16 protein-coding genes are annotated in these 15,147 nt (G+C 41.1%); 7 read left to right on the forward strand and 9 right to left on the reverse strand.

Annotated elements, in window-relative coordinates:
• Positions 1–12: 12 nt before the first annotated feature.
• The 3 genes from gpmI to lptF form a co-directional block, all read right to left on the reverse strand.
• Positions 13–1,560 (reverse strand): 2,3-bisphosphoglycerate-independent phosphoglycerate mutase, encoded by a 1,548-nt coding sequence (gene gpmI, locus ACS604_RS17280; RefSeq protein WP_049838283.1) that lies wholly within the window; start codon positions 1,558–1,560, stop codon positions 13–15.
• 126 nt (positions 1,561–1,686) lie between these two features.
• Entirely contained in the window at positions 1,687–2,757 is a 1,071-nt protein-coding gene (gene lptG, locus ACS604_RS17285; protein ID WP_151744796.1) for an LPS export ABC transporter permease LptG, read from the reverse strand.
• Entirely contained in the window at positions 2,757–3,857 is a 1,101-nt protein-coding gene (gene lptF, locus ACS604_RS17290; RefSeq protein ID WP_013199136.1) for an LPS export ABC transporter permease LptF, read from the reverse strand. The genes lptG and lptF overlap by 1 nt, the downstream gene beginning before the upstream one ends.
• 143 nt (positions 3,858–4,000) lie before the next feature.
• Here lptF and ACS604_RS17295 point away from each other — a divergent pair, with 143 nt between their 5' ends.
• The 4 genes from ACS604_RS17295 to ACS604_RS17310 all read left to right on the forward strand — a co-directional run bounded on the left by ACS604_RS17295 (position 4,001) and on the right by ACS604_RS17310 (position 6,874).
• Positions 4,001–5,449: a leucyl aminopeptidase gene (locus ACS604_RS17295; protein WP_474772370.1), complete on the forward strand. Its 1,449-nt coding sequence runs from the start codon at positions 4,001–4,003 to the stop codon at positions 5,447–5,449.
• Positions 5,442–5,849 (forward strand): DNA polymerase III subunit chi, encoded by a 408-nt coding sequence (locus ACS604_RS17300; protein WP_474772371.1) that lies wholly within the window; start codon positions 5,442–5,444, stop codon positions 5,847–5,849. The genes ACS604_RS17295 and ACS604_RS17300 overlap by 8 nt, the downstream gene beginning before the upstream one ends.
• Before the next feature lie 37 nt (positions 5,850–5,886).
• Positions 5,887–6,525, forward strand: coding sequence for a cell division protein BlhA (gene blhA / locus ACS604_RS17305; protein WP_004795179.1), 639 nt, complete (start codon positions 5,887–5,889; stop codon positions 6,523–6,525).
• A 130-nt stretch (positions 6,526–6,655) separates the two neighbouring features.
• Positions 6,656–6,874, forward strand: coding sequence for a hypothetical protein (locus tag ACS604_RS17310; RefSeq protein WP_005301614.1), 219 nt, complete (start codon positions 6,656–6,658; stop codon positions 6,872–6,874).
• A 61-nt stretch (positions 6,875–6,935) separates the two neighbouring features.
• Here ACS604_RS17310 and ACS604_RS17315 read toward each other — a convergent pair whose 3' ends face one another.
• The 6 genes from ACS604_RS17315 to glnK form a co-directional block, all read right to left on the reverse strand.
• Positions 6,936–7,595 (reverse strand): riboflavin synthase, encoded by a 660-nt coding sequence (locus ACS604_RS17315; protein WP_005301612.1) that lies wholly within the window; start codon positions 7,593–7,595, stop codon positions 6,936–6,938.
• 43 nt (positions 7,596–7,638) lie between these two features.
• The gene (locus tag ACS604_RS17320; RefSeq protein WP_005301611.1) at positions 7,639–8,931 is read right to left on the reverse strand and encodes a DNA adenine methylase; all 1,293 of its coding nucleotides are present in this window, start codon (positions 8,929–8,931) and stop codon (positions 7,639–7,641) included.
• Positions 8,928–10,013, reverse strand: coding sequence for a bifunctional diaminohydroxyphosphoribosylaminopyrimidine deaminase/5-amino-6-(5-phosphoribosylamino)uracil reductase RibD (gene ribD, locus ACS604_RS17325; RefSeq protein ID WP_474772373.1), 1,086 nt, complete (start codon positions 10,011–10,013; stop codon positions 8,928–8,930). Before ribD ends, ACS604_RS17320 begins: the two co-directional genes overlap by 4 nt.
• Positions 10,014–10,028: 15 nt before the next feature.
• Positions 10,029–10,487 (reverse strand): transcriptional regulator NrdR, encoded by a 459-nt coding sequence (nrdR, locus tag ACS604_RS17330; protein ID WP_004795187.1) that lies wholly within the window; start codon positions 10,485–10,487, stop codon positions 10,029–10,031.
• A 164-nt stretch (positions 10,488–10,651) separates the two neighbouring features.
• Entirely contained in the window at positions 10,652–12,046 is a 1,395-nt protein-coding gene (locus ACS604_RS17335) for an ammonium transporter (RefSeq protein WP_474772375.1), read from the reverse strand.
• Positions 12,047–12,102: 56 nt separating this feature from the next.
• On the reverse strand, positions 12,103–12,441 hold the full coding sequence (gene glnK / locus ACS604_RS17340; RefSeq protein WP_000780326.1) for a P-II family nitrogen regulator: 339 nt from the start codon (positions 12,439–12,441) through the stop codon (positions 12,103–12,105).
• A 278-nt stretch (positions 12,442–12,719) separates the two neighbouring features.
• On the opposite strand from glnK, the gene ACS604_RS17345 reads away from it, so the two are divergent.
• The 3 genes from ACS604_RS17345 to ACS604_RS17355 all read left to right on the forward strand — a co-directional run bounded on the left by ACS604_RS17345 (position 12,720) and on the right by ACS604_RS17355 (position 15,147).
• A complete protein-coding gene (locus tag ACS604_RS17345) occupies positions 12,720–12,947 on the forward strand; it encodes an accessory factor UbiK family protein (protein ID WP_474772379.1) in 228 nt (75 codons plus the stop codon).
• Between the two features lie 65 nt (positions 12,948–13,012).
• Positions 13,013–14,500 carry a YifB family Mg chelatase-like AAA ATPase gene (locus ACS604_RS17350; RefSeq protein ID WP_474772380.1) on the forward strand — a complete coding sequence of 496 codons (1,488 nt, stop codon included), beginning with the start codon at positions 13,013–13,015 and terminating at the stop codon, positions 14,498–14,500.
• A 101-nt stretch (positions 14,501–14,601) separates the two neighbouring features.
• Positions 14,602–15,147, forward strand: coding sequence for an NADPH-dependent FMN reductase (locus tag ACS604_RS17355; RefSeq protein ID WP_238612798.1), 546 nt, complete (start codon positions 14,602–14,604; stop codon positions 15,145–15,147).

Genomic DNA, 15,147 nt, shown 5'->3' on the forward strand with positions numbered 1-15,147 from the left:
ATCACCTTTCGTTTATGCAGATAATGTAATCAGGTTACGTCCTTGCATTTCAGCAGGAACAGGAATCTGCATTAAATTGAGAATCGTTGGTGCTACATCGGCAAGCACACCACCTTCTGCAATTGTTGCTTGTGTTGGGCCAACATAGATAAACGGTACAAGTTCCGTTGTATGTTGAGTATGAACTTGACCACTCTCGTAGTCTTGCATCTGTTCAACGTTACCATGGTCAGCAGTAATGAGCATGTGGCCTTTTTTCGCCATAACTGCCTCATAGACACGACCTAAACAAGTATCAACCGCTTCAACTGCTTTAACTGCCGCATCAAAAATACCTGTATGGCCTACCATATCACCATTGGCATAGTTCACAACCAATAAATCGTATTCACCAGAATTAATGGCTTTAACCAATTCATCAGTTACTTCATAAGCACTCATTTCAGGCTTAAGATCGTATGTCGCAACGTTTGGAGATGGAATTAAAATACGTTTCTCACCTGGATATTCATCTTCACGCCCACCACTAAAGAAGAACGTTACATGAGCATATTTTTCAGTTTCGGCAATACGTAACTGAGTTTTTCCAAGAGAAGATAAATATTCACCAAGTGAGTTTTTGAGAGCTTCTGGCATGTATGCAACTGGTGCATCAATGCTAGCCTGATAACGCGTAAGCATCACAAATTTAGAAAGATTTGGTACAACTTTACGCTCAAAGCCAGCAAAATCTTTCTCTACAAATGCGCGAGTAATTTCACGAGCTCGGTCAGCACGGAAATTCATAAATACAACACTATCGCCATCTTGCACTTTAGCAATATCACCAATGCGAGTCGCCTTTACAAACTCATCATTTTCATTGGCTGCATAAGCTAACTCTAATCCTTCCACTGCTGTTTGTGCAGTACGAAGTGCCTCGCCTTCAGTTAACAAGCGATAAGCTTGTTCAACGCGATCCCAACGGTTGTCGCGGTCCATTGCAAAGTAGCGGCCAATCATGGTCGCGATACGGCCTTGACCCGGATATTGAGCAAATAATGCATCTAATTTTTCTAAAGATGGCTGAGCACTACGTGGAGGGGTATCACGGCCATCAAGGAAAGCATGTAAATAAACTTTTGCACCGCGTTTTAATGCAAGCTCACACATCGCCACAATATGGTCTTCATGTGAATGGACGCCACCTTCTGAGAGCAAGCCCATAATATGAACAGCACCATTAGCAGCTTTGGCCTTTTCAACAGCGTCAATCAACACTTCATGTTTAAAAAAGTCGCCAGTACGAATATCTTTAGTAATACGGGTAAAGTCTTGATATAACACACGGCCTGCGCCAAGGTTCATATGACCAACTTCAGAGTTACCCATTTGTCCATCAGGTAAACCAACATCTTCACCAGAACCAGAAATTAGACTATTTGGATGCTTTGCGGTCATTGCCGCTAAATTCGGTGTTTTTGCTGCAAGAAAGGCATTATCTTCAGTCGCTTCACGGTGACCAACACCATCCATAATGACCAGAACGTGAGGGATCTTGCCAGCAGTTGCATCCGTCATAATCTATTTCTCTTTTGTCTACAATTTCGTCACAATATCTTACCGAATTTTCGGTCAAGACTCTATTTTTTCCTATGGCTTTCACCAATATCTACGATTGATGAAAACCATAAATTTCAATTATTACTAGCGAGCGCGGTAAAGCAGATAACTTCCGGCACCAAACATTAACAAGATAGGTACGAGTACGAACCATGCAGGAGATGGGGCATAAACCAAGCTGGCATAACCCAAGAAATCCTGCAAATAATAGAAACTCAAACCAATAAACAATGCGATCACCAAACGGAAACCCATCGATTGTTGGCGTAGTGGCCCAAAAATAAATGAACATGCCACGAGAACCAGAGCAATCAACGAAAATGGCGAGGCAACTTTTTGCCAGAAAGCCAATTGATAGGTCTTTGGAACCTGACTATATTCATCCATATAGCGCATAAAACTGATGAGCTGGCTTGGCGATAAATCTTCAGGATCTAAAGTCACCATGTGCACATATTTAGGCTGCAATGCTAAAGAAAGCGATTGTTCGTCATGGTCGGTTTTGATGGCATTTCCTGCCGCCAAAATATCCATTTGTTGTGCTTTCTTCAAAGCCCATTGACCATCTTTTACGAACTGTCCTTGCTGAGCATTGATTAATGATTGCAAATAATAGTTCTGGTCAAAATCGACCACTTGAATATCTTTTAAATTGCCCTGAGAGTTAGCATAGTCGATATAGATAAATCGCTGCCCTTCACGTGACCAATAACCTTTTACTTCACCTAAAGCAGCTACAGAGCGGTGACTTTTAACACTTTCTGCTTTTTCATTGGTATATGGAATAACCCATTCACTTAAAGCAAAAGACAAAATAATAAGCAGTAAAGCTGAGCGCATCACCCAACCAACAATACGCCACAAGCTAATACCAGCAGAGCGCATAACAATAAGTTCACTGCTGGTTGCTAGTGACCCTAAACCAATTACAGCACCAATCAAGGCAGAAATAGGCAAAATTTCATATAGATAACGAGGAGCGCCCCATAATACATAGATGAGAGCTTGCCATGCGTTATAGTCTGGTTTGAGCTCACCCAACTCGCCCAGATACGTAAATAAGATCTGTAAAATCGACAAAACAACTGTGGTGCCAAACATTGCAAGCGCAGTGGTTTTCGTCACATATTTGGCAACTATTCGACGTGCTAACATTATAATTTCACTCGCTTGATCTGTTTCTTGATTTTTGGTGCCAACTTCTGTTTACGTGAAAATAAGGCTGCTGCAACACCATAAACCACCAACACGGCAGGATAAGCCCAAATATCGAGTTCTTCTTTACTAATACGAGTCTTGATTGCAATCATTAATACAATCAGACTGGAAAAAATAAAAATCGCCGGAATAAGACGGTAATAACGACCTTGTCGTGGACTCACCTCAGACAATGCCACAGAAAGCATTAAAGCAATAATAATGGTGAATGGTCCAAACAAACGCCATCCCAACTCACTTCTTATGACTGGATCATTTGTTTTTGAAAAGAGTTTAGTCGTTGATAATGCTTCTACATCGCCACTTTCAAACTTAACATCTTTGTCATTTTCTAAACGTAGACGATAAGACTGAAACTCTGCTTGTGTGTATTTTGGTTGTCCCGGGAATATTTCATAACGGCGGCCTTGCACCAGATCAACGACATTGGCTGTGTCATTTGCAACTTCTACACGAGTCGCTTCTTTTGCCAAGATCATGACATCTGGCTTATCTTCTTTGGTCGCACGTTGATAAAAGAAAATGTCCTTCAAGTTCTTTCGGTCTTCTGACAATGAACCTGCATAAATCGTATAGGGTCCAGAAGAGATAAATTCTCTTGGGCGAACCAAATCGAAGCCTGTCCTAACCGCTTGGGTGGTGGTTAATTTTTCAAACTCACGCAGTCCCCACGGCGTCATCCAGAGCATAAGCACAGACTGACAAACCATATAAACAAGCGTCATTGGAATGAGTAATCGTGCCAATTGGTGACGGCTCACCCCACTACCGTTCAGTACTGCCATTTCATGGTCAACATATAAACGACCAAACACCAACATTAAGCCAATGAAAAAACCCAGTGGTAAAATGAGTGTTAGAAATTCAGGTAAACGATATCCAATGATGCTAAATAAGATACTGGCATCTAAACGCCCCTGCGCCGCCACACCAAAGTATTTGATCAGACGACCACCCATCATGATTAAGGTCAATAAAGAAATGACCACTAATGAGGTAGAGACAACTTGCTTGACGAGATAACGCCGAATAATCAAAGTAATACTTCCAAAAGGCTAATCGGGACGACTGCTAGTTTACCCGAATGTTAAAAATATAAAACCGCACATTGCAACGCTATGCTTGAAAGTGTTTCAATGTTTTAATTCATCATAACTTTCTATAGGCAATCACGACAGCCATGAAATTTACAACTTATACAACTTTTCCCGAACAGACATCTAATGAATCTTTGTGGGTTTTAGTTGATTCAGAACAGCTACAAAGCAACGTCAACACATATCAAATCAATAACCTAGAAAGCGTTCTGAACGCTACCCAATTTAAAGGCAACTTCAATGAAACTCTGCCTTTATTTGGTCAGATTTCAAATCAGCCTCACAGCCAATTACTTGGCTTAGGAAAAACAGCTGAACTTCAGGCAGTCAAGCTCGCTAAACTTGCCCAAACGATTATCAAATCGACACAAAATAAATTTAAGCATATCGCAATTGATATTGCTGCGTTACCTGTCGAGCACCATTATTTATTTGCTTTAAGCTTAACTCAAGCAGCTTATGGTTATGATGAGTTTAAATCGAAAAAAAATGAATTTGTGTTACAACAGGTTGATTTAATTAGTTCAACAACTAGCCTAGATGAAAAACAACTGGCTTTAGTACATGCAGTACAGTCTGGTCAGTCTTATGCACGTGATCTTGGCAACCGTCCGGGCAATATTTGTTTCCCAGAATATTTGGCAGAACAGGCTCTAGCTTTAGCCGCAGAATTCCCTGACTTACTTAAAGTAACTGTTTTAAATGAGCAACAAATGGCTGATTTAGGCATGTATGCTTTTCTTGCAGTCAGTAAAGGATCTGAACGTCCGGGCCGTATTGTAACGCTCGAATATCAAGCACAGATTGATCAAGCTCCGGTTGTTCTCGTTGGTAAAGGCGTAACTTTTGATACAGGTGGTATTTCATTAAAACCAGGCCTTGGCATGGATGAAATGAAATTCGATATGTGTGGTGCAGCATCTGTACTTGGTACCATTCGTGCCCTATGCGAAGCAAAACTTCCTATTCATGTCGTTGGAGCGATTGCAGCAGCAGAGAATATGCCTTCTGGTAAAGCAACTCGTCCAGGTGACATTGTGACCACCATGAGCGGTCAAACTGTTGAAATTTTAAATACAGATGCTGAAGGCCGTTTAGTACTGTGTGACACATTGACCTATATTAAACGCTTTAATCCAGCAGTCGTGGTTGATATCGCGACCTTAACAGGTGCGTGTGTAGTCGCTTTAGGCAAAGTACTCAGTGGGTTGTTCTCACCAGATGATGCTTTGGCAACAGAACTCCAACAAGCTGGCGAACAATCATTTGACCGTGTATGGCGTATGCCAGTGATTGATGATTATCAAGAATTACTTGATTCACCATTTGCAGATATTGCAAACATCGGTGGTCCATATGGCGGCGCGATTACAGCTGCATGTTTCCTTGAGCGTTTTACACGTGAATATCGTTGGGCTCATTTAGATGTAGCAGGAACAGCATGGTTATCTGCTCCAGCTAAAGGTGCAACAGGTCGTCCAGTACCATTACTCATGCAATTTTTAGCGAATCGTGTAAATACGAATGGCTAAAGTTAGTTTTTATCTGTTTGAAACCAGCGAAGAACGGCAAGTCGATAGTGCTTGCCGTTTATGTCGAAAAATATTACAGAAACATCCTAAAATCTGGTGGTATTGCCCAGATGTGCAGCTACAACAGATGCTTGATGAAAAATTATGGGAATTCGACCCTGTCAGTTTCATTGCGCATGGCATTGACCAGACTGATGCTGCTGTATGTATTTCGGCTAAACAACCACTTGAACAAGGCCTGTTAGTATTTAATTTTAACAATCATGCACTTGAACAAGTTGATCATTTTAGCCACATTATAGAAATTGTTGAAAATAATGAAACAGCCAAGCAAATTGGTCGAGAAAAATTTAAAATGTATCGCCGTTTGGGTATAGAACCGCGGACCTTTAAATTATAACGCGCTAAAATGTAAATACTGCTGATCAAGGAGAAACATGGTGGCATTAAATGTCGGGCAAGATTTTAAAAAAAGATGGTTAAATGCGCCTGAAGCTGTCCGTCATACCTATCAACAGGACCTGGCACGTATTTGTGACTTACTAGAGCCTCAAACGCCTATTCAGCTTTGGGTTTTAAATGATGAAAAAGCGCAGTTAGAATCACAGCAAAAAATTGAACAAGCCTACGCAGATCTTAAAGCAGAGCTCATTGAGCAAGCACGTATTCGTCGTCAACTCGCTTTAGAAAAATCGCTTGCTGACAAACGTGCATCAGAAGCTGCTTATGCTGCGGAGTTGCAAGCAGATGAAGTTCGAAAATTTAATGAACAGACTGAAACATTACACACATTACGTAGCCATTTAGAACAAGAGGTTGCAGAGCAAACTGCGCGTTATCAAAAAAACCCTGAAACACCAGCAGTCAATTATTCTGCTGGGGTAAAACTTAGTATTACCGATGATCAAATCTTATCTGAACTTGAAAGTTTACGCATTCGTTTAGAACTTGAAGCTGAGAGCTTAATTGAACAGTCGGTAACAGCTTTCCGAGCCAAGCTAAATTCAGCAGCTCAAGAAGAAATTGAATACATTTTAAAGAATTCTAAGTTTTCTGATGAAAAAATAGAAAAGTAAAGTTTTTAAGACTCCCTTTGTCATAAAAATGACATTTAATTGTCACAGAATAGTCATGCACAATATTCTTTTAGTTCAAATAATTATTAGAATATCGCATCGTTATTTATGAAAATTAATGAGGGTAAAAATGGACATTCCGCATCAGATTTCAATGCAACTTGAGCAGCTTAATCAGGGTGAACAATGGACATTTTCAGCACAAGAACTTTATATGAGTCATAATGACTTTAACTCTTTATCTATCTTACTCACACGAGAGTCAGAAAAAGGCGAATTTTCAATTACACGCACCCAACATAATAAACCATGGGTCGGCACAAACTCGGTTACGCTAACCAAGCAATAAATTTTCAAAATAAAAAAACCGGAACAAGTGTCCGGTTTTTTTATTTTAACGATTTAGCTTTTTATTTTAAAAAACCATTCTCAGCTAAAAAAGCCATACTAATATTTGATTCTGTTTTTTGTTCAGCAGCCTTGTCACCTAGCAATAAACGCTCGATATAACGCGCTAAAACATCGACTTCAAGGTTTACTTTACTACCAACTTGCCATGTTCCAATGTTAGTACGCTCTGCTGTATGCGGAATTAAGTTTAAGCTTAAAATATTTCCACGTAAGTGGTTAATCGTTAAGCTAATCCCATCTACGGTCACAGAACCTTTTTCTGCTAAATATTTAGCAAGTTCTGCGGGTGCTGTAACTTCATAATAGATTGAGCGAGCATCTTCACGTACCACAGTAATTTCACCCACACCATCAACATGGCCACTGACAATGTGTCCACCAAAGCGTGTTGTCGGTAACATTGCCTTTTCAACATTGACACGTTGCCCAACTTTCCAGTTACCTAAAGTTGTTCGATTCAAGCTTTCACGAGAAACATCCGCTGCGTACCAGTTATCACCCCATTCAATCACGGTGAGACAGATTCCATTGGTCGCAATTGAGTCTCCCAAATGTACATCGGACATATCCAGATCAGTCTGAATACGTAAACGCACATCACCACCTACGCTTTGCAGGCTTTCGACTTTTCCTAAACTTTCAATAATGCCTGTAAACATGGCTCAATCTCCAAATCTTTTTACACTGCTTAAATTGCAGCGCTTACCAAAGTGCGAGCTGTGTACTATTACCTGAGGTATCTACACCACCTAGCTCAGCGAAGTGGTAAAGCTGGCCTAATAACTGACGTAATGGTGGTCCTGACTTAGCATGAGTATCAGTAATTACAATAAACTCAAGCACGCGTGCACGTTCAGACTGTCGCTGTTTACTTACTCGATAGCGTGGAACATCTTGTGTTAACAAGGTCACTTTGCCGCGCTCCAGATTAGCCATAAGCAAATCTTTAGGCTCGATATTACCATCAGTTGAATAACTGGTCAGAATATAGCGGGCATTGATGGTTGAAAGTAACTTTTCATACGCATCTTTCGCATATTTAGAAGAGTTATATGGACTTGGACGCTCTTTACGCCAAGCTCTATCAATTCCACTCTTATAACCTTTAGTATCTGGTGAAGGTAAATCAACCTGATCCCATAAAGTTAATGCATTCAAAACATGGTAATTACTGCTGTATGCATGCTGGTTATATGGTGGATCAAGATAGGCAACATCGACTTCAAAACCACTCATTTGATTTGCTAGATGCTGTGAATCTACACACCACATTTCAGCAGCAGGACGCTTACGGTCACCAATCTCGCAAAAACGGCTTGGTGTTAACCAAAGCAATGACTCAATTCGTTCTAATGCAGTTTGTGTACGTCCGCCCCACCCTTGGTGAAAGCTTTTAAATACACCACTGGTGTTACTCACAAAACTTGCTGAATAGAGTAATGGTGCAAGCAAAGCACTCATTTCTACATCATTAATTGCACCTTGTGCCTGCCATGTTGCAATCTGCTGGCGAATCGCATCAATACGCATACCATTACGGCGTTTAAAGAATAAACGGTCACGAGTTGGATCGTATACATCATCGTTACGGGGGCAAAGGTTATGCGTTACCCAACCTTTAACTTCAGGTAAGCGATTTAAATAGTCAATTGCCTTCTGATAGCCACCTAGCTCTTTAAATGCAGGTGCATCGGTACAAGCTAAAATCGCATGATTTAAAGCATGGCTATAAGGCTCCCAGTCATTTGCAATGACACGGTAACCATTTTGACGTGCTAAACGAGACACGACACCACTGCCGGCAAAGAAATCGGCAAAAATCGGAGGATTCTTTTTCTTGCTATTCAGTGTCCCTGTAATTTCAAGGGCTTCTAAAATTAGATGGAGCAATCGGCGCTTGTTACCTAGGTAAGGAACAAGCTGATGGAAAAGATATTCGTCTGTCGTACGGGCCGCATGACGACGTTTGTGATAAACCGAAGGCTCTGAATTCATACTTTCTCTTGCGTAGGGATTAACCTTAAGCGTATATCTTGATCAAGTTGTGTCACATCAAGAAGTGTAAAACGAAGTTGTTGTGCCATATATTCAAACTCTGCATTGAACATGGCTCTTGCACTTTTCCCCAAAAATGTTGGGGCAATATAACTGATCAACTCATCTACCAAACCTTCTTGTAAAAAGGCAGTAGATAATGTCGCACCGGCTTCCACCAATACATCATAAATTTGATGTTGCTTAGATAGGGTCTGTAACAGCATTTTTAAAGGCTGAATTTCTAATTGTATCACGCCTAAATCGGCAAGTTCTTCGCGATATGGTCCCATGACCAGCACAGTTTCAGGGTTTTCTAAAATTTTAGCGTTAAGTGGCAAACGCCCTTGACGATCTAAAACAACCCGTTTTGGTTGAGCAACTGTCTCAATATCAACATGACCGAGTGAACGCACATTAAGCTGACAATCATCTGCAATCACAGTTTCAATACCTGTAATCACTGCTCCTGAAATAGCACGCCAATGCTGGACATCCTGACGTGCAACTGCACCGGTAATCCACTTCGATTCACCAGATGTCATTGCCGTACGTCCATCTAGACTTGAAGCTACTTTTAAGCGTACATAAGGCATGCCTGTAGACATCGCCTTTAAGAAACCTTGATTTAATTTCTCTGCTAAATCTTCACAAATGCCAACATCTACTTCAATTCCGGCATTTTTCAAAATCTGAACACCCTTCCCCGCAACAAGCGGATTTGGATCAGGGCATGCCACAACTACTCTTTTAACCTGTGCTTTAACCAGTGCTTCAGCACAAGGAGGCGTTCGCCCATAATGCGCACATGGCTCAAGCGTGACATAGGCTGTTGCACCTTGTGCTTGTTCAGCTGCCTGACGTAAAGCAAATACCTCTGCGTGTGGTTGACCCGCTTTAGGATGGAAGCCTTCACCAATTAACTGATCATCTTTGACAATGACACAACCAACATTTGGATTAGGCTTAGTCGAATATAGACCTCGTTTGGCAAGTTCAATAGCTTGCTGCATCCAATATTGATCTTTTTTCAACTCAGACATAAAAATCTCAAATAGTTATTGTTCACGTTGTTGCATTTGCTCAATTTGACGACGAAACGCCTCAACATCCTGAAAATCTTGATATACAGAAGCAAATCGGACATAAGCGACATGGTCAAGGGCAAATAGAGATTGCATGACGATTTCACCAATTGTTCTAGATTTTACGTCACGTTCACCTAAACGGCGAATCTGCAACTGAATATCACTTAAAACTGTTTCGATCTGCTCTTGTGTGACCGGACGTTTTTGCAAAGCATGCATTAACGAACGACGTAATTTGGCCTCATCGAAAGGTTCATTTTTTCCATTCGATTTGATCACACGGGGCATTACCACTTCATAGCTTTCAAAAGTGGTAAAACGTTCACCGCAACTTACACACTCACGACGTCGACGAATCTGACAGCCTTCGGCGGCTAAACGTGAATCGATGACTTTACTATCTGCGGCGTTGCAAAATGGACAATGCATAGCGGATTTATAGGGTCGATTACTTTGACCTAGTGTAGCAAAATTTCTACACTTACAGAACCAGCATTCTATAAGACAAAAAAACAGCCCTGAGCAAGATCAAAGTATCGCTTTGATCACAGCGCAAGACTGTTCTTTTAAGACAGCAGATATATTAATGATGATTATTCAATACGTTCGCCATGTTGGCTTAAATCCAGACCCATGCGCTCATCATCAGCGTTCACACGGATACCAATCACAAGATCAATCACTTTAAGAATAACGAAAGTCGCGATACCACTGTAAACCATGGTTGCCAATACGCCTTCAACTTGTACCCATAATTGGCCAGCGAATGTTGGAGCTAAGGTAACGTTAGCTGCTTTAATAATTTCGTCACTGTAGAATACGCCAGTTAAAATCGCACCGACAATACCACCTACTGCATGTAAACCAAACGCATCCAAAGCATCGTCGGCTTTAAGTAAGCGTTTAAGTGCAGTAATACCCCAGAAGCACACTACGCCACCGATAAGGCCCATGACTAAAGCACCGCCTACACCGACAAAACCTGCTGCTGGTGTAATCACAACCAAACCAGCTACCGCACCAGAAGCACCACCTAATACAGATGCTTTGCCACGGATCATACGTTCAACAACCAACCAAGAGAATGCAGCAGCGGCAGCAGCAACTTGAGTCACTAAAATTGCCATACTTGCACGAGCACCCGCGCCTAATGCACTACCACCGTTGAAGCCGAACCAACCCACCCAAAGTAAGCTTGCACCAACAACTGTTAGAGTCAGATTATGAGGAGCCATAGATTCACGGCCAAGGCCAATACGTTTTCCAAGCATGTAAGCAGCAACGAGACCTGCAACACCTGAGTTGATGTGTACAACTGTACCACCAGCAAAATCTAATGCGCCTGCTTTAAATAACCAGCCATCTGTTGCCCAAACCCAGTGAGTAATTGGTGCATAAACAACAAGTACCCAAATTGCAATGAATGCCATGAAAGCTGAATATTTCATACGGTCTGCAATAGAACCACTAAGGATTGCAACTGTAATAATGGCAAAAGTCATTTGGAAAATAACAAAGAGACTTTCAGGAATTGTCCCGCTCAATGCATCAAACGCGACTCCGTTGAGCATTGCTTTAGACAAATCACCAAAAAATGCACCTGTGCCAGAGAACGCGATTGAATACCCTGCAATCACCCACAGCAAACTTACTAAAATTGCAGCGGAAAGGCTGAACATCATAGTACTTAATACATTTTTCTTACGTACCATACCGCCGTAGAATAGTGCCAAACCAGGAATGGTCATTAATAGAACCAAAGCTGTTGAAACTAAAATCCAAGATGTATCGCCTGTATCAAGTTTTGGTGTTGGTGCTGGAGCTACTGGAGTTTCAGCAACTGGTGCTTCTGCAGTGGTTGCAGTAGCTGGAGATGTTGATGTAGCCGCAACTTCCGATGTAGGCGTTGTTACAGCATCTTCTGCCCAAACGGCAGTACCACCCAAAAGAGCGCCTGATAGACTCAGCGCCATAAGCATTTTTTTCATTCGTGTCCCCCAACCTCATTTGCGAGTTATTTTCTACTCAGCAAGCTTTGTGCCAATTAGACAGCATCTGGTCCAGTTTCACCCGTACGGATACGGATAACTTGTTCCAGGTTAGTCACAAAAATCTTACCATCGCCGATTTTTCCAGTGCTTGCTACACGAGTAATTGATTCAATTACCGCGTCAACCATTTCATCACTAATCGCAATTTCGATTTTTACTTTAGGTAAGAAATCAACCACATACTCTGCGCCACGGTAGAGTTCTGTGTGTCCTTTTTGACGACCAAAACCTTTAACTTCAGTTACGGTAATCCCTTGTACACCAATGTCAGAGAGCGCTTCACGCACATCATCCAATTTAAACGGTTTTACAATTGCAGTTACAAGCTTCATGTTTGTTTCCTTCGGCTTCTTTTCACCAGTAAGGTTTTATGTTCAATTTTCATGCCAATATTTCAAAGGTTGAGGGAAATGAATCTATTGCATGAACTTTCTTTATAACCTATTTAGTGATCAAGATGTAGATGAGCTATTAAAAATAAAATGAATTTTCAGTATCGTTGAGTGCTGATTTAATGTTCTATTTATACTAAAAGAATTGAAACCTATATCCCACGTTCAAGCAGTGTTAAACTATAAACCATAAGGTAATACAACACTTTGGATATCTCATGCTAGAAACATTATTACAGGCCATTTTGGAACAAATTGATGAGCCTAAAAAAGATTTGGAAAAAAATTTACGTGCTTTATTAAATGAAGCAGTCGAAAAGTTGGATCTTGTTTCCAAACAAGAGATTGACCGTCAAAAGACTGCACTTTACTCGGCCACTCAACGTTTAGAAGAGCTACAAAAACAAGTAAGTCTGTTAGAAGAAACTTTAAAGAATAAAAAATAAGCACCAACGTAGCGCACTTATACTTTACAACGATTAAAAATGAAGCACCATAATGGAACAATAAGATGTCTTTTTCTAAAATTTATACACGGGGACTTTTGGGTTTACATGCACCTCTGATTGAAGTTGAGGTACATGTAAGTCAAGGCTTACCTTCTCTTACCATTGTCGGACTAGCAGAAGCGGCAGTCAGAGAAAGTAAAGACCGAGTTCGCTCAGCCATTATTAATAGTGGATTTCAATTTCCAACTAAACGGCTGACCATTAATCTTGCACCAGCAGATTTGCCCAAAGATGGGTCACGTCTGGATTTACCAATTGCTGTAGGCATTTTAATTGCTTCTGGTCAGCTTCCTGAAAACTGTGCCGAAGATTTTGAATTAATTGGTGAGTTAGCGCTGGATGGGCATGTAAGACCAGTGTCAGGTACTTTAACTTTGGCAATGGCCTGTCAACAGGCCAAGCATAAAATGCTTTTACCTCTCGATAATAGTCAAGATATTAACCATTTACCGGACCTTGAGTGTTATCCGGTGAGCCATTTAAAAGAAGTCTGTGAACATTTTTTGGGCATGAAATCTCTATCTTCGATTGAACCTTCAACAACATCAAATCAAATGCCTTATAAATTTGATTTGGCAGATGTAAAAGGTCAGCTACGCCCACGTCGAGCACTAGAAATAGCCGCCGCCGGGGGACATTCTCTGCTCTTTAAAGGACCACCGGGCACAGGTAAGACTTTACTCGCTTCGCGTCTTCCTTCAATTTTGCCACCTCTTTCTAATCAAGAAACACTTGAAGTTGCGAGTATTTATTCGATTTCAAATACACCACATACGTTTGGTCAGCGTCCTTTTCGTTCGCCCCACCATACGGCATCAGCAATTGCACTGGTTGGGGGCGGATCTCATCCTAAACCGGGTGAAATTACCCTATCTCACTTAGGTGTGCTCTTTTTAGATGAACTTCCAGAGTTTGATAGAAAGGTGCTAGAAGTTTTACGTCAGCCACTTGAGTCAAAAGAAATAATTATTTCACGAGCAGCTCGGCAAATTACGTATCCAGCTAACTTTCAGCTCATTGCTGCGATGAACCCCTGCCCATGTGGTTATGCATTTAATCAAGACAGCCGTTGCCAATGTTCACCTGAGAGCATTAAGCGCTATCAAAACCGTATATCGGGCCCGCTACTTGACCGTATCGATTTACATATTGATGTACCGCCTTTAAAAGCTCAGGAATTGCAAGATCCAACGCCTGTTGAAGGCTCTACGGCTGTAAGACAGCGCGTGATTTCTGCTTATGAACAACAAATGCAAAGACAAAATTGTTTAAATCAAGCGCTTTCACCGAAGCAACTTGAGCAATATGCAGTACTTGATAGTACTTCACAGCGAATGATTGAAATGGCACAGCAACGTTTAAATCTATCGGCTCGTGCTTATCACCGTGTTTTACGAGTAGCACGAACCATTGCAGATTTGGCTCAAAGCGAGATGATCCAAAGTCCTCATCTCACAGAAGCACTCTCCTATCGAGGCAATCATTCTTAAGGTACAACAGCGGATCGTGTATCCGCTTTTTTAATATGTATATGAGTTGTTCATTAGAGAATTTGTTAAAGCCTATATAAAAAGGCAAAAAAGAGGACGCTATGAAAATTTTGGCTATCTCGGGTAGTGCAAGAAAAGCATCTACAAATACCGCGCTATTACGAGCGATGAAAGATATCGCACCGTCCAGTATTGAGTTTTCAGTTTTCGATCAAATTAATAGTTTTCCTGTCTTTTCTCCAGATGATGAGGGCGAAAAAACACCTTCCATAGTGGAAGATTTCATCAAATCTGTTTCTGATGCAGATGGAATTATTATTTCAAGTCCTGAATATATTCGTTGTATTCCGGGCGGTCTTAAAAATGCAATTGATTGGATGGTTTCCCGTACCGAAATCATAGACAAGCCCATTGTTCTAGTTCATGCATCTAGTCGCGGTGACGACATGCTAGTTTCTTTAAGAAGAGTACTTTCGACAGTGAGCAGCAACTTTTTTGAAGATTTATTTTTACGCTTCTCTCTTCTCAGTAAATCTCCCGAACAAATTTTTGAAATGCTACATAATGAAGAATATAAGTCACAAATCACGCCGTTCCTGCTTAGCTTTGTCTCAGAGATTCAAACATATAAAGACCAATTAGAGTGA

Source organism: Acinetobacter sp. Li1LvA2 (genome assembly GCF_056156705.1).